This is a genomic window from Phytobacter ursingii (genome assembly GCF_001022135.1).
GTDB lineage: Bacteria > Pseudomonadota > Gammaproteobacteria > Enterobacterales > Enterobacteriaceae > Phytobacter > Phytobacter ursingii.
On the sequence record NZ_CP011602.1, the window covers coordinates 2334340 to 2352609 of the forward strand.

General features: G+C 55.4%; 14 protein-coding genes. 10 read left to right on the forward strand and 4 right to left on the reverse strand.

Features of this window, described 5'->3' with window-relative positions; translation table 11 throughout:
- Nucleotides 1–23 precede the first annotated feature (23 nt).
- From fumA to AB182_RS14440, 4 genes are all read left to right on the forward strand, one after another.
- Nucleotides 24–1673, forward strand: coding sequence for a class I fumarate hydratase FumA (fumA, locus tag AB182_RS14425; RefSeq protein ID WP_047373304.1), 1650 nt, complete (start codon nucleotides 24–26; stop codon nucleotides 1671–1673).
- 216 nt (nucleotides 1674–1889) lie between these two features.
- A complete protein-coding gene (locus tag AB182_RS14430; protein ID WP_047370704.1) occupies nucleotides 1890–2828 on the forward strand; it encodes an AEC family transporter in 939 nt (312 codons plus the stop codon).
- A gap of 185 nt (nucleotides 2829–3013) precedes the next feature.
- Nucleotides 3014–4699 carry an NAD-dependent malic enzyme gene (locus AB182_RS14435; protein ID WP_047370705.1) on the forward strand — a complete coding sequence of 562 codons (1686 nt, stop codon included), beginning with the start codon at nucleotides 3014–3016 and terminating at the stop codon, nucleotides 4697–4699.
- A 186-nt stretch (nucleotides 4700–4885) separates the two neighbouring features.
- Entirely contained in the window at nucleotides 4886–5638 is a 753-nt protein-coding gene (locus AB182_RS14440) for an alpha/beta fold hydrolase (protein ID WP_047373305.1), read from the forward strand.
- Nucleotides 5639–5648: 10 nt separating this feature from the next.
- Here the strand turns inward: AB182_RS14440 and dhaR are convergent, their stop codons facing one another.
- Nucleotides 5649–7571 carry a dihydroxyacetone kinase operon transcriptional regulator DhaR gene (gene dhaR, locus AB182_RS14445; protein ID WP_047373306.1) on the reverse strand — a complete coding sequence of 641 codons (1923 nt, stop codon included), beginning with the start codon at nucleotides 7569–7571 and terminating at the stop codon, nucleotides 5649–5651.
- Between the two features lie 461 nt (nucleotides 7572–8032).
- On the opposite strand from dhaR, the gene dhaK reads away from it, so the two are divergent.
- The 3 genes from dhaK to dhaM are packed head-to-tail and all read left to right on the forward strand — an operon-like array spanning nucleotide 8033 to nucleotide 11176.
- Entirely contained in the window at nucleotides 8033–9103 is a 1071-nt protein-coding gene (dhaK, locus tag AB182_RS14450) for a dihydroxyacetone kinase subunit DhaK (RefSeq protein ID WP_047370706.1), read from the forward strand.
- A 9-nt stretch (nucleotides 9104–9112) separates the two neighbouring features.
- Entirely contained in the window at nucleotides 9113–9745 is a 633-nt protein-coding gene (gene dhaL / locus AB182_RS14455) for a dihydroxyacetone kinase subunit DhaL (RefSeq protein ID WP_047370707.1), read from the forward strand.
- 15 nt (nucleotides 9746–9760) lie between these two features.
- Complete coding sequence (gene dhaM / locus AB182_RS14460; RefSeq protein ID WP_047370708.1) at nucleotides 9761–11176, forward strand: dihydroxyacetone kinase phosphoryl donor subunit DhaM; 1416 nt, start codon at nucleotides 9761–9763, stop codon at nucleotides 11174–11176.
- Nucleotides 11177–11332: 156 nt separating this feature from the next.
- Here the strand turns inward: dhaM and AB182_RS14465 are convergent, their stop codons facing one another.
- The gene (locus AB182_RS14465; protein ID WP_047370709.1) at nucleotides 11333–11713 is read right to left on the reverse strand and encodes a winged helix-turn-helix transcriptional regulator; all 381 of its coding nucleotides are present in this window, start codon (nucleotides 11711–11713) and stop codon (nucleotides 11333–11335) included.
- Nucleotides 11714–11961: 248 nt separating this feature from the next.
- On the opposite strand from AB182_RS14465, the gene AB182_RS14470 reads away from it, so the two are divergent.
- Both AB182_RS14470 and AB182_RS14475 read left to right on the forward strand, forming a co-directional pair.
- Complete coding sequence (locus tag AB182_RS14470) at nucleotides 11962–12390, forward strand: DoxX family protein (protein WP_047370710.1); 429 nt, start codon at nucleotides 11962–11964, stop codon at nucleotides 12388–12390.
- 24 nt (nucleotides 12391–12414) lie between these two features.
- Entirely contained in the window at nucleotides 12415–12963 is a 549-nt protein-coding gene (locus AB182_RS14475) for a flavodoxin family protein (protein WP_047370711.1), read from the forward strand.
- A 60-nt stretch (nucleotides 12964–13023) separates the two neighbouring features.
- Here the strand turns inward: AB182_RS14475 and AB182_RS14480 are convergent, their stop codons facing one another.
- A complete protein-coding gene (locus AB182_RS14480) occupies nucleotides 13024–13803 on the reverse strand; it encodes an acetoin reductase (protein ID WP_047370712.1) in 780 nt (259 codons plus the stop codon).
- Nucleotides 13804–14013: 210 nt separating this feature from the next.
- Here AB182_RS14480 and AB182_RS14485 point away from each other — a divergent pair, with 210 nt between their 5' ends.
- Nucleotides 14014–16767 (forward strand): LuxR C-terminal-related transcriptional regulator, encoded by a 2754-nt coding sequence (locus tag AB182_RS14485; protein WP_047370713.1) that lies wholly within the window; start codon nucleotides 14014–14016, stop codon nucleotides 16765–16767.
- Between the two features lie 52 nt (nucleotides 16768–16819).
- On the opposite strand, the gene AB182_RS14490 is transcribed toward AB182_RS14485, so the two are convergent.
- A complete protein-coding gene (locus AB182_RS14490) occupies nucleotides 16820–18172 on the reverse strand; it encodes an MFS transporter (RefSeq protein WP_052958835.1) in 1353 nt (450 codons plus the stop codon).
- Nucleotides 18173–18270 lie beyond the last annotated feature (98 nt).

The following is an 18270-nucleotide window of genomic DNA, read 5'->3' on the forward strand; positions in this document are numbered from 1 at the left end:
ACCTTAAAAAAAGCGAGAGAGCTATGTCGACGAAACCGTTTTACTATCAGGATCCCTTCCCGCTGGCGCATGATGATACGGAATATTATCTCCTCAGCCGCGAGCATGTTTCTGTTGCCGAGTTTGAGGGGCAGCAGATACTGAAAGTCGAGCCGCAGGCACTTACCCTGCTGGCGCAACAGGCTTTCCACGACGCCGCCTTTATGCTGCGCACGGCGCATCAGCAACAGGTTGCCGCGATTCTGACCGACCCGCAGGCCAGCGAAAACGACAAGTACGTGGCGCTGCAATTCCTGCGTAACTCCGAGATTGCCGCCAAAGGCGTGTTACCGACCTGCCAGGACACCGGCACGGCGATCATCATGGGCAAAAAAGGCCAGCGCGTATGGACTGGCGGCGGTGATGAAGCGGCGCTGACCCGCGGCGTCTATAACACTTATACCGAAGATAACCTGCGCTACTCGCAAAACGCGGCGCTGGATATGTACAAAGAGGTCAATACCGGCACCAACCTGCCTGCGCAGATTGACCTCTACAGCGTCGATGGCGACGAGTACAAATTCCTGTGTATGGCGAAAGGCGGCGGCTCTGCCAACAAAACCTACCTCTACCAGGAAACCAAGGCGCTGATAACGCCAGCGAAGCTGAAAAAATACCTGGTGGCAAAAATGCGTACCCTCGGTACTGCCGCCTGCCCGCCGTACCATATCGCGTTTGTTATTGGCGGCACGTCTGCGGAATCCACCCTGAAAACGGTCAAACTCGCCTCTACCCATTACTACGATGGGCTACCGACCGAAGGCAACGAGCACGGCCAGGCGTTCCGCGATGTTCAGCTTGAAGCAGAACTGATGATCGAGGCACAAAATCTTGGTCTCGGCGCGCAATTCGGCGGCAAATACTTCGCCCATGATATTCGGGTCATTCGCCTGCCGCGCCACGGCGCCTCCTGCCCGGTGGGCATGGGTGTCTCCTGTTCCGCGGATCGCAATATCAAAGCTAAAATTAATCGCGATGGTATCTGGATTGAAAAACTGGAGTCGAATCCGGGAAAATACATTCCGCAGGCACTGCGCGAAGCCGGTGAAGGTGATGCGGTAAAAGTCGACCTCAATCAACCGATGGCCGACATTCTCAAACAGCTGTCACAACACCCGGTCTCAACCCGCCTGTCCCTTTCCGGCACGATCATCGTCGCTCGCGATATCGCCCATGCGAAATTGCAGGAGATTATCGACCGTGGCGAGGCCCTGCCGCAGTATGTTAAAGACCACCCGATTTATTACGCAGGCCCGGCGAAAACGCCGGAAGGCTATGCCTCTGGCTCCCTCGGCCCAACCACGGCCGGGCGTATGGACTCTTATGTTGATCAGTTACAGGCCCTGGGCGCAAGCATGGTGATGCTGGCAAAAGGCAACCGCAGCCAGCAGGTGACCGATGCCTGCCATAAACACGGCGGCTTCTACCTCGGCAGCATTGGCGGCCCGGCGGCGGTACTGGCGCAGCAGAGTATAAAAAGCCTTGAGTGTGTGGCGTACCCGGAACTGGGTATGGAAGCTATCTGGAAAATCGAGGTGGAAGATTTCCCGGCCTTCATTCTTGTGGATGACAAAGGCAATGACTTTTTCCAGCAGATCCAGAATAAACAATGCGCTAATTGTGCAATGAAATAATTAACTTACGCAGGCCGGTATTTTCCGGCTTGCGATTTCCCGCAAAAGCAATATTATTAGCTCATCACCTCTCCTTACTAATTAAACTAAAGTAAGCATTCTGTAATTATTTAAACCAGAGTGAATGTGACTACCATCACTCATTATTGCAGAAGAGATCGCTAAATTATCTACTGTCAGTATCCCTTATAATAAAACATTGGCACAGGATCATTTATGCAATCAATTTTACTTCAATCTTTGTTCCCTTTAGTTTTCATCATGGTATTAGGTTGGTTGAGCGGGAAATTAGGTTATACTAAACGTGAAGATGCCAATGTCATGGCATCTGTGGTTATCCGCTTCGCGCTGCCCTTTCATCTATTTATTGGCGCATTAAATACTGACCCGGAGAAAATACAAAATCTGTCATTTATGGCAGTATTGGTTATTGGCCTGATGGGTTCTTATTTATTTACGCTGCTTGTTTCCCGCTTCGTGTTTCGCCACGATATTAAGACTAGCGCCATTCAATCACTGGTCTGCGCCTTCCCGGATATGGCCTATTTTGGCGCACCGGTACTGGCGGTATTAATCGGGCCAGAAGGTTTTCTCGGCGTGTTGATTGGCAATGTGGTGACCAGCGTATTTATGATCCCACTGACCATTGTCCTTATCCGTATGGGCGATAAAAATCACACCGAAGACCTGAACCCGGTGAAAATGGTGTTGCAAAATCTGTGGAAAGCGGCGCGTAACCCTATCGTCTGGATCCCGGTAACCGGTATTCTGCTGAGCCTGGCAGGCGTAAAATTGCCGCACCTGCTCAGCTCGCCCATTGAGATGGTAGGCAAAATCGCCGGTGGCTTATCGCTCTTCGCACTCGGCCTGCTGTTTTACGGCGAGCGTCCTTCTTTCAACATTCAGACCTGTACCAATATTGGCATTAAAAATTTAATTCAGCCGATCATGATGGCCGTTGCCGGGTTAGCGTTCGGTCTCAATCATACGCTGATGCAGCAAGTTGTTATTATTGGTGCGACCCCATCAGCTATTGCCGCCGGCATGTTTGCCCTGCGTAGTGACACCTATGTCGAATCAGCGTCATCGTCCATATTATTAGGCACGGCACTTGGCGTAATAACCGAAGGGTTCATGATTTATTTGGTTTCATAAATCAAGTATCAACAGATGTTATTTAACTAATTAAAGCCTTTTTAAATTAAACAAACCAAAAATCAACACCATGTGCGATTAGAATGGCATGGCGTAACTTTAATCAACACCAGGCGACCTCATTAATAACGGCAATACGTTGCCGTTTTTGCAGGCAAGGTATGTGTTTATTCAGGAGTCGTAACATGTTAAAAAAAGAGATGCTGTACACGCCCTATACCGGGGCGGTATTGCTGGAAACCCCGTTATTAAATAAAGGGCTGGCGTTTACTCAGGAAGAACGCCAGGCACTGAATTTAAATGGGCTGCTCCCCGACACGATAGAAACCATTAAAGAACAAACTGACCGGGCATGGGCGCAGTTTTGCCATTTCAAACGTGACATTTCGAAACATGTTTATTTGCGAAATATTCAGGACACCAACGAGACATTATTTTACAACCTGGTGCGCACGCATTTAAGTGAAATGCTCCCCATCATTTATACCCCGACGGTGGGCGAAGCCTGTGAGCATTTCTCCGATATCTATCGCCGCGCCCGTGGCCTCTTTATCTCCTGGCCGAACCGCCACCAGATTGATGAGATGCTGCAACAATTTTCACGTAACGATATCCGTGTCATTGTCGTAACCGACGGTGAGCGCATTCTGGGCCTCGGCGACCAGGGCGTGGGTGGAATGGGCATTCCTATCGGCAAGCTCTCGCTTTATACCGCCTGCGGCGGGATCAACCCGGCCACCACGCTGCCTATCATGCTTGACGTCGGGACTAACAATACCCAACGCCTGGAAGACCCGCTGTATATGGGCTGGCGGCACCCACGTATCACCGATGACCAGTACATGGAATTTATGGATATGTTCATCGATGCGGTCAAAGCCCGCTGGCCCGACGTTCTGCTGCAATTCGAAGATTTTGCCCAGAAGAACGCGACGAAATTGCTCAACCGCTACCGGGATAAACTGTGCTGCTTCAACGATGACATTCAGGGCACCGCTGCCGTCACCCTGGGTACATTGATTGCCGCCTCGCGCACCGCAGGCGTGAATTTACAGGACCAGCGGATTGTCTTCTTAGGGGGTGGCTCCGCAGGCTGCGGTATTGCGGAAAAAATCATTGCCTATATGGTTTCAACCGGTCTTAGCGAAGCGCAGGCGCGCGGCCGCGTCTTTATGGTTGACCGCTTTGGCCTGTTGACGGACGACATGCCGAACCTGCTCGACTTCCAGCAAAAACTGGTAACGCCGCGCGAGGCTATCACCCACTGGGATGTAGAGCAGAACAATATCTCCCTGTTGGATGTGGTGCGTAACGCCCACCCGACGGTGATGATCGGTGTTTCCGGTCAACCGGGCTTGTTCAGTGAAGAGATCGTCAAAGAGATGTACAGCCACTGCCCGCGTCCGATCATTATGCCGCTCTCCAACCCGACCTCACGGGCGGAAGCGCAGCCACGCGATTTGATTGAATGGACCCAGGGGGCGGCGCTGATTGCCACCGGCAGTCCGTTTGCGCCAGTGCATTATGATGGCGCGGTCTACGAGATTGCCCAGTGCAACAACGCCTATATCTTCCCGGGGCTGGGGCTTGGGATCCTCGCCGGGAAAGCCAAACGGGTAACGGAAAACATGCTGATGGCGGCAAGCCAGGCGCTGGCCGCACATTCACCGCAGGCCACCCTGGAGCGCGGCGGTTTGTTACCGGCAGTGGAGGATATCGGTGAGATTTCCCGCGCCATTGCCTTAGCCACTGCACGTGCCGCTCAGCAGGATGGAGTCGCCCCGCAGGCCAGCGACGACGAACTGAATGCGGCCATCGAGAAAACTTTCTGGGAAGCGCAATACGCCCCCTATAAACGCGCGTCGTTCTAAGTTCGCGCAGGCAGGGGAATGGATCTCCCCTGCTTTCAACCCACACACCGTCTCGTAAAATGCCTGATCTGCTTAGCAGTTTATAACTTTTGACATCCCCTGAATGAAGGAGTGATGATGGCCTTCTCTCGCTGATGCGTGGATGCTGTCGGCCCGCGCAAAAAACTTCATCGCAAGGAAAAACAGATGAACGCATTTTTCTCTACCCGGGCAGGTTGTGTTGTCCGCTGGTTAGATCTCCCCGGCGACGGTGTGCCGCTGGTCTTTGTACACGGCCTTGGCTGTGCCTCTTCGTACGAGTACCCGCGCGTGGTTTGCGACCCAAATTTCCAGGGCCGACGCGCCATCCTGATTGACCTGCCGGGTTATGGGTACAGCGAGAAACCGAAAGAATTTAGCTATTCCATCAGCGAACAGGCCCGTGTCGTCGCCGAGCTGATTACCCATTTACAGCTCAATGACTACTTCCTGTATGGACACAGCATGGGCGGGAGTATCGCCATTGAAGCCGCAACTCAACTGGACGGTTTACGTGGACTGATCGTCTCCGAGCCTAACTTCCGCCCCGATGGGGGATTTTTTAGCCGTCAGATTTGCCGGGTCGATGAAGAGACCTATATCACCCATGTCTATGCGCTCATGATGAACAACTATAAAAACCCCTGGACCGGAAGTTTATCGGCCGCCGCCCCCTGGGCTGTCTGGCGTGGCGCATCCAGTCTGATTGCCGGCAATCAGTGGCTTGAGATGTTTGTTGAACTTAATAAGCCTGTCTGCCTGCTGTTTGGCGAAAAATCCCTGCCGGATACTGATTTTACGCAGCTGAGCGCCATGGGCATCACCACCGTGGAACTGGCCGACTGCGGACATAATATGTCGTGGGAGAACCCACCCGCCCTTGCCGCTGCGCTGGCCGCGTTCTGCACAGAACACGAATAGCCCCAGGCCATTAGCGCAGGTGTGTGCGCTTAAACTGGCTGGCATCAATGTCGTACTGCTTCATTTTGCGCCACAGGGTGGTACGACCAATGTTAAGCAACCGCGACATCTCCTGTATTCGCCCGTTGGTCACCCGGGCGGCCTGGATAATGGCCTCTTTTTCGACGGCAGAAAACGTGAGATTTGCCGACAACCTGGCGCCCGGCTCCTGCTGCGCGCCGCCTTCGCTAAACAACCAGTCCGGCAGATGACTCAGGCGAATATGGCCCTGTTCGCTGCTGATAGCGATATTTTCAATAATACTGTTGAGTTCAAAATCATTCCCCGGCCAGGAGTAGGCCACCAGCCGGGCCAGCGCATCGTCATCCACCCGAAGGCGCGAAGAAAATCGCCGTTCAAGCCCGCGCAGACGGTTTTGTACCAGTGAAGGAATACTCTCACGACGCTCCCGCAGCGGCGGAATCACTATCTCAAAAGCGCGCAAAGCATAGTAGAGCTGGCGGCTAAAGCGGTTTTGCTCAACCAGATTCCCCAAATCGACCGTGGTGGCGGCAATGACTTTGACATCCACCGGCACCAGACGCCGGGCCTCAAGCCGCGTGAGCACCCCTTGCTTAATCACCTGCAATAACGCTGATTGCAGCTCGGGAGCCAGATACTCGATTTTTTCCAGAAACAGCGTTCCGCCGTTGGCCAGCTCCAGGCGGCTGAGACGCCCTTTCTCATTTTCTGTCGCCGCGCTGCCCATAAAATCAAGCCCCAGCGCGCTGTCAGCATATAACTGGCAGTTGACGGCGATATATGGCCCCCCGGCGCGTTCGCTCTCATTATGAATAGCCTGAGACATCAGCTCCTTCCCCACCCCCTCTTCCCCGTACAGCAGAACAGGAAACGCACCGCGCGCCGCCTGCCGACCAGACTGGATCAGGCGGCGGGTTTGCGGATCGTCGGCAGGCATCTGCTCAAAGGTATGGCTGACTTTACCCAACTGGCTGGTCATTAGCTGACGCATCTGCTCCACCGGATGTAGCAGCAAAATAAAGCTGTTACCCTGCGCTTCGACGATCGGTTTGAGGGTTACCACCGCATCAATAAACTGATGCTGGCTTTCAAATGTCACTTCTGCGTGGTTAACCGCCTGGGCATGTTTAATCGCCCGACGAAGCAGCGCGGGTAATGTCACCAGGTCGCTGATATTTTTCCCCTGACTGACCTGGGCGTCGAGATGCAGCATGCGCGCCGCCTGCACGTTGAGAAACTGCAACACCCCCTGCTCATTCCAGGCCATCACCCCGTCATCCATACTTTCCAGCAGACCGTACATCTGGTTCAGGTGGCGGTTGGATTCCGCCAGCAAATTGTCTGTCAGCAGTGAGTTGCCTATCTCCCTGGCCGTTGCCAGCGTCAGCGAAAGATCCGCTGATGAAGCATGCTCCGCCCGGCAGCACAGCGCGATAGACCCTGACAAACGGCCATGATTATCGAATACCGGCGTTGAACAAAAGGCCCACGGGAACAGCGCCTGTTTGAAATGTTGGTTGCCCAGCGTCTTCACCGGCTGGCCCATCATCGCGGCCAGCGACAGCGCACAGCTGCCGATAATACTTTCCGCACAGTAGCTGCCGGGCAGGAACCCCAGCCGGGCCAGCGCATCAAGCGTGTCGGGATGACCGCAGCGACTCAAAATACAGGCGGACTCATCAAGAATGAACAACGCGCAGGGGCGCCCTTCCATATATTCCAGGGCATCTTCCAGCGCCGCCTGACCAATCGTCAGCAGCCCGGTTTTACGACGGCTGATGGTTTCAAACGTCAGCCCTTGCGCCTGATGCGGTGTTCCCCAGGTTTCACGCTGCATCATTTTTTCGCAGCGCTGCCAGGAGTGAGCGATGAAGGAGGCGACATCCTGTTCTGTCATCTGATACTGAGTCATACGCAGTTCCGTCGGGGTCAGGTGGAGACGGTTATTGTCGCTGTATCCCCAAAAAGAAATCAACGCAAAACGTTCCATTATGGAACCTTCATCAACAACGATAGTGCGTCATCCGATCCGCCTCTCATTGGCCGCCGTACGAGGCGACTGGCAGAGATCGCCGTCCGGGTACGCTGACGTCCTGGACAAAATATATCCTGCAGCGAGAAAAAGGTTAAAAAGGTGATCGCCGGTCGCATTTTCACCTTTTTTACGGCAGCAGCGTTTCAATCTGGAACGTTTGTTCATAAGAGCGTTTCACTATGAAACCCAATTTTTAGGCATTTTCTTTTTCTCGCACCAGAGGAGAATCAGCACATCGGCCAGGGAAACCCGGATGTCGGTTATCCGCCGCTGATACCCTACAACATCAGGCCTGCGCGCTGCGGATGGCCTGGTTCACCTCCTGCGGAGTAGGAATAATGAAAAAACTGATTAACCGTGTGGAAGATGTATTAAGCGAACAATTAGCTGGCCTGGCTAAAGCGCACCCTGAGCTGACGCTGCACCAGGACCCGGTGTATATGACCCGCGCCGATGCCCCTGTCGCCGGGAAAGTGGCGCTGTTATCCGGCGGCGGAAGCGGTCACGAACCGATGCACTGCGGCTATATCGGCAAAGGCATGTTAAGCGGCGCCTGCCCGGGGGAGATTTTCACCTCTCCCACGCCGGACAAAATGTTCGAATGCGCCATGACCATTGATGGCGGTGAAGGCGTATTGCTGATCATCAAAAACTACACGGGCGATATCCTCAATTTCGAAACCGCCGCTGAATTGCTGCACGACAGCGGCGTGAAGGTCACCACTGTCGTGGTGGATGACGACGTGGCGGTGAAAGACAGTCTCTATACCGCCGGACGTCGTGGGGTGGCGAATACCGTACTGATTGAAAAACTGGTCGGTGCCGCCGCCGAGCGCGGAGATTCACTGGATGCCTGCGCGCAGTTGGGCCGCAAACTCAACAATCAGGGGCACTCAATCGGTATCGCCCTGAGCGCCTGTACCGTGCCTGCGGCCGGCCAGCCTTCGTTTACGCTTGCGGATAACGAGATGGAGTTTGGCGTCGGTATCCACGGTGAACCGGGTATTGACCGCCGCCCGTTTAGCTCTCTTGATACCACTGTCGATGAGATGTTTAAGGTTCTGCTGGAAAATGGCAACTACAGCCGCACCCTGCGCGAATGGGATCACACCAGCGGTAGCTGGCAGGAAGTCAAACAGAGCAAACAGGCCCTGCAGCGAGGCGATCGCGTCATTGCGATGGTCAACAATCTGGGTGCAACGCCGCTGTCTGAACTGTACGGCGTCTACAACCGACTGGAAACGCGCTGCCAGGAAGCCGGTATTGTCATCGAACGTAATCTGGTTGGTAGCTGGTGTACGTCACTGGATATGGGCGGCTTCTCCATTACCTTGCTCAAAGCCGACGACGAGATCCTCGCGCTATGGGATGCGCCTGTCCACACACCCGCTATGACCTGGGGTAACTAAGGAAATGTTATGTCGCTGAACAGAAACCAAATTGTTGACTGGCTCTACCGTTGCGGCGAGGTCTTCACCAAAGAGAGTGATTTCCTCACCGGTCTGGACAGGGCCATTGGTGATGCGGACCACGGCCTGAATATGCACCGCGGTTTTAGCAAAGTGGTGGAAAAGCTGCCCGCCATCGCGGACAAAGACATCGGCTTTATTCTCAAAAACACTGGCATGGTGCTGCTTTCAAACGTCGGTGGAGCCAGCGGTCCGTTATTCGGCACCTTTTTTCTGCGTGCGGCGCAGGCGACACAGGCCCACCAAAGCCTGACGCTGGTTGAGCTGCAGCAGATGATCCGTGAAGGCGCCGAAGGGGTCATCAGCCGTGGTAAAGCAGAGCCCGGCGACAAAACGATGTGTGATGTCTGGCTACCTGTCGCGGAATCGCTGGAACAGGCGATCGCGCAAAACCTGTCGATTCCCGCGGCGCTGGAAGCCGCAAGCCAGGTGGCGGAACAGGCGGTTCAGTCGACGATCACCATGCAGGCCCGCAAAGGCCGCGCCAGCTATCTGGGTGAGCGCAGTATTGGTCATCAGGACCCAGGCGCAACCTCGGTGATGTTTATGGTGCAGATGCTGGCGGCAGCCGCAAAAGCTTAAATGAAGGAAACGGCGATGGTTAACCTGGTAATTGTTTCTCATAGCGCCCAACTGGGCCAGGGTGTCGGGGAACTGGCCCGGCAGATGTTAACGGGAGATGGCTGCAAGTTAGCCATCGCCGCTGGAATTGACGATCCCGAGAATCCGATCGGCACCGATCCGATTAAAGTGATGGAGGCCATTGAGTCGGTGGCCGACACCGATCATGTGCTGGTGATGATGGATATCGGTAGCGCCCTGTTAAGCGCGGAAACCGCGCTGGAATTGCTTGACCCGGATATTGCCGGGAAAGTTCGTCTGTGTGCTGCGCCACTGGTAGAAGGCACTCTGGCTGCTACGGTTAGCGCCGCCACCGGTTCTGACATTGACAAAGTGATTGCCGATGCGCAAAACGCCCTCCAGGCAAAGCGGGTTCAGCTCGGACTCGACGCACAGCAGGAGGCGCCCCCACTACCGCAAACAGACGATGATCTGCAAGAAGACGCGCGCACTGTCACGGTGACCGTGCACAACCCTAACGGCCTGCACGTTCGCCCGGCTTCCCGCCTGGTGGCTGCGCTGGCCGGGTTTGACGCCCGGCTTTTGCTGGAAAAGGAGGGAAAATGCGTTAAGCCTGACAGCATTAACCAGATAGCGCTTTTGCAGGTACGCTGTCATGACACCCTGCGTCTGATTGCCCGAGGTCCGCAGGCGGAACTGGCGCTGGCCGCCTTTGAACGTCTGGCACAAGAGAATTTCGGCGAAACGCTCACGGCGCAACACCCTGAGGCGACGCCAGACGTTCCGTTACAGATGACAGGCCAGGCATTGCGCTATACTCCAGGCGAACTGCCGCTGGCCCAGGCCACTGTCCGAACACCGCAAGAGGAAATGGCGCGTTTGCACAGTGCCGTAAAGGATACGCTGGACGATCTGAGTGATCTGATTCGCCTGGCGGAAGAGAAGTTTTCACCCGATATCGCCGCTATTTTTGCCGGTCACCAGACTCTGCTTGATGATCAGGACCTGATGGACAGTGCCTGGGAGATGCTGCGCCAGCGAAAATGCACGGCGGAATGGGCGTGGCATAAGATATTGATGGAACTCAGCAGCCAGTATCGCCACCTTGATGATGCCTATTTGCAGGCTCGCTATATCGATATTGAAGATTTACTGCACCGCACGCATCTGCATCTGGCGCAGGCGCTGGAAAACATCCCGACGCCGCTGCGCCCGAGTATCCTTATCGCCCGCGATCTTTATCCGTCCGTCATGTTGCAACTGGAGAAAAAAAACATCGCCGGCATTGCCCTGTTGCAGGGGAGTCCGCACTCTCATAGCGCGATTATCGCCAGAGAAGCCGGGATCTCCGTGCTGTATCAACAAAGTAACGCACTGGCAAACGTGCGCAACGGTGAAACACTTACCCTCGACGCCGCCCGCACTGAATAAACTGACGACACTCCCCTTGCCGGGAGTGTTTTTTTGTAACGCAATAATGCGCAGGCGTTCTCACGATACCGCTTGCGATGGGGCTCATCCCGGCACACTCACCGGCCATCGCGCTTAACTGCATGCAGACTGCTCCCCCGTCCGGACACTCTCTCGCTAGCTGGGGGGATTAGCCTTATCAAACGCCGCCTGGGCCGCCAGCATGGCATCCATATTGTCTTCTACCCACAGGGTCAGAAATGACATGGTATGCGTTAGCGTTTTACCTAACGGCGACAAACTGTATTCCACCGTGACGGGAACCGTGGGGAAAATTTTCCGTGAGACCAGCCCGTCACGCTCCAGCTTTCGCAATGTCTGCGTCAACATTTTCTGCGTGATCCCGCGAATATGTCGTCGCAAACTGTTAAAACGCTGCGGCTCTTTTTCGAGACAACCCAGTACCAGCAATGCCCATTTATCTGCCAGTCTTGAGAGGACATCACGCGTCGGGCAACGATCATCGTAAACATCGTAAGGTAATTGCAGTTTATTCATAACGATAGTTTCTCTTACAAGGTTTCCTCAGGGAAACTTAGTGGCCTTCAGGTGCCTTCTTTCATGACCACAGGATAATGTGTATAAATCGCTTCAGGTATCTATTGGATACTAAGGCACTCTGAATGACAAAGTATTTATACATACCTTGCGCAATCCAGTGTCGATAAAATAAACCTGAGAACATTCGACCACCTTTCGCACAATAACGCGGCAGTCAGTGGCGCGACGAAATAAGAGATGACATCGTGTTGAATAAATTTGATGAAACGTTTACCCGGTACACCAGGCATCCTGATTTTGGTCGATTACTGCTTCGGTTGACGTTCGGCATTTTAATGCTTTTTCATGGCGTTGCCAAAGTGAACCACGGCACAGGCTGGATTTCCGCAATGCTTGAAGCTAAAGGATTACCCGGTTTTATCGCCCAGGGTGTATATATTGGAGAAATTGTTGCACCCGTCCTGATCATTATTGGCTGGTTAACCCGCCCTGCCGCTTTTATTTATGCCTTTAACATTGTGGTGGCAACCTTGCTGGTGGGTACCGATAAATTCTTTACCCTGACCAACGTCGGGGCATGGGGACTTGAAAGTGAAGCACTCTATTTCCTCGGAGGCCTGTGCATTATGTTTCTTGGCGCCGGGAAATACAGTTTGTCTGGTAATAAAGAATAATCATTCACCATTGAGGGATTACCTATGAGTATCGTTGTTGTCTATTTTTCTGGCTACGGCCACACTTCCCTGGTTGCGGAAAATGTCGCTGCCGGCGCCAACGCTGAGCTGATTGCGATTAATGAAAATGGCGAAATCACCGAGAGCGACTGGCAAAAGTTAAACAACGCGAAGGCGATTATTTTTGGCGCGCCGACTTACATGGGCGGTGTACCGTGGCAATTTAAAAAGTTTGCCGATGCCACTTCTAAGGCGTGGTTTACCCGTAGCTGGCAGGATAAAATTTTCGCCGGTTTCAGTAATAGCGCGAGCCTGAACGGTGACAAACAGGTCACGTTACAGTACCTGCAAACCCTGGCGTCTCAGCACGGCGGTGTGTGGGTGAGTCTTGGTTTGCCTCCGGCGAACACGCTGGCTGCATCGCGTGAAGATCTGAACAACCTGGGCGGTTCTGTAGGCCTGTTGGTGCAGTCTCCTTCCGATGCGGGCGCTGATAAGATTCCTTCTGGCGACCTCGCCACGGCGACCAAATTCGGTGAACGTGTTGCGGCCATTACCGCACGCTTCAACTGATTTACTGCACGTATGAAAAAGGGTCAGCCACGCTGACCCTTTTTACGTGTAAGAACACGCTTAACGGTAAACAATACCGCCATCAATCAGAATCGACTGGCCTGTGACATAATCCGAATCCGGGCCTGCCAGGTAAGAGACCAGGCTTGCCACATCGTCCGGAGTTTCGGCACGGCCCAACGCAATCCCTTCCACATATTTCTTATACGTTTCACCCACCGGCGCACCCGTGATCTCCGCGAAACGCTGGTCGATTTCGGTCCACATCCCGGTGCCCACGATACCCGGACAATAGGCATTCACCGTGATGCCCCGGCTGGCATACTCTTTCGCCGCCGCCTGCGTCAGCGCACGGACGGCAAATTTTGTCGCCGAGTAAATGCCCAGCATCGCAAAACCATCGTGACCGGCAATGGAACAGGCGTTAATAATTTTGCCTTTCTGCTTACGCTCTTCGAATTTTTTCGCCGCAGCCTGAATTCCCCACAGGGTGCCCTGCACGTTAATCCGCATAATGCGATCCACCTCTTCCGGGGTGACATCGGAGAGCGGTTGTACCTGCGCGATACCGGCGTTGTTAACGATGATGTCAAAACCGCCCAGTTCGCGTTCCGCCTGAGCGATAGCCGCGTAAACCTGGTCGCGATCGGAGATATCGGCCACAAAGGTGGCAGCTTTGCGCCCTAATGCCCGAACCTCAGCGGCGACCGCCTCAAGCGCCTCTGCCTTCATATCCACCAGCATAATTGCCGCGCCATCTTTGGCCAGACGCAACGCAATGCCTCGCCCAATCCCTTGACCGGCACCGGTTACCAGCGCGACTTTATTTTCGATAGCCATACTTTTCTTCACCTCATCCTGACAGGAAAAACACTGCCTTAGTCACGGCAGCAGACAGGCCTTACACTACCGCCCGCCCGAAACGCGGCCTACCCCCTCTGATGGGGGGGTGAGCACGCCAGGCCAAGTGTCGTACGGGCGTAACGCTGGTTCCGCTCTGCCTCCTTGAGTACACTCGTCGGAAAGAGAACAGAACGAGGTCGCGGTTGTATGGCATTTTTGTCCCCCACAGGTCACCTGCCCACAGAGAACGTTGACGAAGAACCTTTTCGCTTTACACGCAAACTCCCGCTGATCCGCACAAAACTTACGCCGCCGCGTACCCCAGGCCTGTTGCTGCAACGCGACCGCCTGCTTACGCGACTGGATAACGCCGCCTCCGGTAGCCTGACGCTGGTCTGCGCGGCAGCCGGGTTCGGCAAAACCACGCTGCTTTCCCAGTGGTATCAACACCGTCAGGCGCAGGGCGATTCGCTGGCATGGCTTAGTCTGGAAGAAGAAGACAGCACGCCGTTGCTCTTCATGCGCTACCTGCTGGCAGCACTGAGTCCGCTCTATCCGTGCTGGAGCGACACCTTCGCGCGTTATCCGGAAGGGGCGCATCCTGGCGATTTTTCGCTGTTCCTGGCAGAACTGGTCAATCAGCTTCACCACTGTTCACACCCGCTCTATCTGATCCTCGATGATTACCAGAGCATCCGAAGCCGCGAGATCCATGACGGGCTGACATGGCTGCTCCACCACGCCCCGGCGTCGTTACATCTGATTATCGGCAGTCGCAACCGTCTGCCTCTGGTACTCAGCCGCCTGCACCTTTGGGATCAGTACACGGAAATCGAAGACAGCGAACTGCGCTTTAACGATGCAGAAGCCCAGGCCTACTTCGCCCGATCGATCACGCCGCCGGTCAACAAGCACGATATTCCGCAACTGATGACCCTGACAGAAGGCTGGGTCGCGGGGATGAAAATTGCCGCCCTCTCTTCACGCAAACATGACGTGACGCCAGGCAGTATGGGGGCACTCAGTGGCGGTTCGCGCTCTATCAACCGCTATCTTGAAGAGGTCATATTCGCACCGCTGCCCCCAGGCACGCTCCACTTCCTGATGTTGACCTCTGTACTTAATCGCCTGCATCCGGCGCTGTGTGATGCGGTAACGGGATTGAATAATGGCAGAGCGATGCTCACATGGATTGAGCAACACAACCTGTTTCTTAGCGCGCTGGATGATGCCGGATTCTGGTTTCGCTACCACCCCCTGATGCGCGACGCCCTCTCCCAACGCCTGCAACAGGATCCAACTATTGATATCAGTCAGCTTCATGAGCGTGCGGGTAACTGGTTCGCCGCCCAGCAGCTCTGGGCGGAAGCGATACGTCATGCACTGGCGGCCGGAAAGTCGCTCACTCGCCATGCAGAAGCCGGGGCACAGTCGCTGGCCGAAGAAGGCGATATCGACACCATGGTGCGTTGGATCCACTATCTGCCTGCCACACCGGATCCGTCGCGCATTGAATTACAGCTCAATCTGGCCTGGGCGCTGGCGCACCATTTCCGCTTTTCAGACGCCCGTCAGTTGCTTGATGCCATTGATGCGATGATGGCGAATGGCGCAGAATATCTGACGCGCTCCACGGGGGTAAAACAGCGCGTGGTGCGGGCCATCTGTGAGGCCTTCGCCGATAACATCTCTGCCAGTCTGCTTCTTGTTGAACCGTTGCTCAATGAGGTCCCCTGTGGCGATATCTGGGTGGATGGGTTGGTCTGTAACATCCTCAGTTATTGCCATCTCGCCCTTGCCCGTCCGCAGCGGGCGCTGGACGTTCAGCAGCACGTTTCCGGCAACCAGGTCAGCAACCGCAACCTGTTTGTTGAGGTCTACCGGGTCTTTGTGCTGGCGCTCGGCCAACTGCGTCAGGGGAATCTGCAAGAAGCCGAATGCCAGGCCACCCGGGCGCTGCACCACGCAGAACAACATACCGGGCAAAATTCCAGTAGTGGTGCAACGCTTGCCCCGTTACTGGCTGATATTGCCTGGGAGCGCGGCGACATCGGACAGGTCAACAGTTTGCTGAACCTGCGTCTCGGCATGATTGATGATTTTTGCCCACCGGATGGTCTTAGTCTGTGTTACGTGGTCCTTGCACGTCAGGCGCAGTTGAATGCGCAGCCTGATGAGGCACTGGCACTTTTGCGCCATGCCGGGCAGTTATGCATGCAGCGCGGCTGGTGGCGAGCGCGCATTGCGCTGATTGCCGAAGAAATCACACTCCACCTTGATACCGGCAATAAGGATCATGCTCTCAGGCAGTTCGCTTTACTACAGCAACTGGCGAGCGAGCCGGGGGCGGCGGAAAATGAGGTCGTCGGCTGGCACAGGGGGATCTGCGAGAGCCGCCTGTTACTTGCCGAAGGCGATGCGCTGACGGCGGCAAAAAGGCTGACCTCCCTGATAAACGAACAGGAGCGCTGTGGCGAATGGCTGGCGGCAACACGCTCACGCATCCAGCAGGCCGTGGCCTTCTGGCGAGCCGGAGAAGAGAAACAGGCCATCGCCGCCTGCGTTCCGGCGCTCCCGCAGGCCGTCGCGCAAAAAATGCAGCGCACACTGCTCAACGGCGGGCCAGAGCTGCTGGCGCTGCTTAGCCGCTTGCGTGAGCAGCCCCATTCCGATACGGCATCTACCGCCATTATCGCCGCCGCGCAAGAGATATTGATGCCCCTGGGGCTTTCTCCGTGGACTCCATGCGAAGCCGTGACGGACGGGCTACGGTTGACCGAGCGCGAGCGGCAGACTTTACAGTTGATCGCCGAAGGACATTCCAATAAAGGCATCGCACGCACGCTTGGGATTTCGGTCGAAACGGTGAAATGGCACCATAAGCAGTTATATGAAAAGCTGGCGGTGAACGGACGTATTCAGGCGGTAAACCGGGCAAGAAAACTGGGTTTGCTGGGGTAACCGGGTTCGCCTGCCTTTCATGACAGGCGAAATAGAGGTCATGAGCCGGACATTACGATGACGGTCGGGCGCAGAACGCCACACACATCCCCACCAGCGCGGCCCCGGTCAGCCATTGAAAGACATTACGCCACGCCTCCAGTGACGGATGCGCCCCCAACAGCACGGTGATAATAGCTAGCATCATCGCCCCGGCGGCGTACTGGCTGGTGACCATCAGCGCACTGGCCCGCCCCTGTAGCATCACCGGCGTCGCCGTCAGCCCGATGGCAAACATCGCCGGATAAATCAGCCCGTGCCCCAGACCACTCAGCGCAATGCCCAGCATGAAGGCGATCGAAAACGGCAAATTGAGCGTCGTCGACAGCAGCCACAGCCCCAGCGCCGCAGCACCAAACCCAACGGTTAACACGCCTGCACTGGAAATGCGTGCGCTCAGGCGGGTATAGAGCCCATTGCCAGCCACAATCAATAATGCCAGCGGGGTAAACAGTAGCCCCGTCACTACCGCCCCCAGCCCGAATGTCTGCTGCCAGAGCAGCGTCATGGCATAGAACTGGCTACCAACGCTTGCCATATAGCAGGCACTACTGATCCAGCCGCTTTGTAAACCCGGTAATGTGCGAAGCTGTTCTGACAGCAGCGGTCTTGCGGCAAAGCGCTCATGCGCGATAAAGAGCAGCAGCATGCCCAGCGCCAGACGGTTTGCCAGAAAATCAGGCTGCCCGGTTTCGGCATAGCGCATCAGCGCCCAGACTATCGCCCCGGCGGTGGCACAGCCTGCAAGCGCCCCCAGCCCTGCACGCGGTTTCTCCCTTTCGGTTCGCAACAGCGGAAAGTCCCGGCTAACCCGCCAGAGCGCCAGCAGCCCTGGCGGCAGATTGATAAAGAAGATAGCCCGCCAGCTGAACTCCGCCAACAAGCCGCCCAGCATCACCCCGGCTACCAGCCCGAGGGCGCCAGTCGCGCTCCAGATAGCCAGCGCCCGGCGATGCGCTTCCCCCTGGAAATGCTGCGCCATCAGCGCCAGTATCGCCGGTTGCATCAGCGCCGCCGCACTACCCTGGCCGCCACGGGCGATTAACAACAGCACGGCGCTGTGCGCCAGCCCGCCTATGACTGATGAGAATAAAAACAGCCCCATCCCGAGAATGAATATCCGCCGGGCGCCCAGACGATCGCAAAGGCTTCCCCCCAGCAGCAACAACCCGGCAAAGATCAGCCCGTAGAGGGAAACAACCCATTGCATTTCACCGGGCGAGAGCGCTAAATCCTGCGCCAGGGTGGGCAGCGCCACGTAAACAATGGCGTAATCGAGTGCAATCAGCGCTTGTGCAATGCCCGGCACCAGCAGAGAAAATGCGCGCGAAGCGTGTGGCGTCGTCGTCAGATTAATGTGCGTCATCAGGCTTCCTGTTTGTTAAGTAATGATGAATAATCCTCATGGATTACTTGTTCTTTACACAGGCTAACCGTCATTATGTCAGGCAATCAATGTCATAG

Bases quoted from the DNA above. Each gene is read 5' to 3' on its own strand.
- dhaR (WP_047373306.1), bottom strand. From the start codon at position 7,571: ATGACTCAGTATCAGATGACAGAACAGGATGTCGCCTCCTTCATCGCT.
- AB182_RS14485 (WP_047370713.1), top strand. From the start codon at position 14,014: ATGGCATTTTTGTCCCCCACAGGTCACCTGCCCACAGAGAACGTTGAC.
- dhaL (WP_047370707.1), top strand. From the start codon at position 9,113: ATGTCGCTGAACAGAAACCAAATTGTTGACTGGCTCTACCGTTGCGGC.
- fumA (WP_047373304.1), top strand. From the start codon at position 24: ATGTCGACGAAACCGTTTTACTATCAGGATCCCTTCCCGCTGGCGCAT.
- dhaM (WP_047370708.1), top strand. From the start codon at position 9,761: ATGGTTAACCTGGTAATTGTTTCTCATAGCGCCCAACTGGGCCAGGGT.
- AB182_RS14435 (WP_047370705.1), top strand. From the start codon at position 3,014: ATGTTAAAAAAAGAGATGCTGTACACGCCCTATACCGGGGCGGTATTG.
- AB182_RS14440 (WP_047373305.1), top strand. From the start codon at position 4,886: ATGAACGCATTTTTCTCTACCCGGGCAGGTTGTGTTGTCCGCTGGTTA.
- dhaK (WP_047370706.1), top strand. From the start codon at position 8,033: ATGAAAAAACTGATTAACCGTGTGGAAGATGTATTAAGCGAACAATTA.
- AB182_RS14475 (WP_047370711.1), top strand. From the start codon at position 12,415: ATGAGTATCGTTGTTGTCTATTTTTCTGGCTACGGCCACACTTCCCTG.
- AB182_RS14480 (WP_047370712.1), bottom strand. From the start codon at position 13,803: ATGGCTATCGAAAATAAAGTCGCGCTGGTAACCGGTGCCGGTCAAGGG.
- AB182_RS14490 (WP_052958835.1), bottom strand. From the start codon at position 18,172: ATGACGCACATTAATCTGACGACGACGCCACACGCTTCGCGCGCATTT.
- AB182_RS14465 (WP_047370709.1), bottom strand. From the start codon at position 11,713: ATGAATAAACTGCAATTACCTTACGATGTTTACGATGATCGTTGCCCG.
- AB182_RS14430 (WP_047370704.1), top strand. From the start codon at position 1,890: ATGCAATCAATTTTACTTCAATCTTTGTTCCCTTTAGTTTTCATCATG.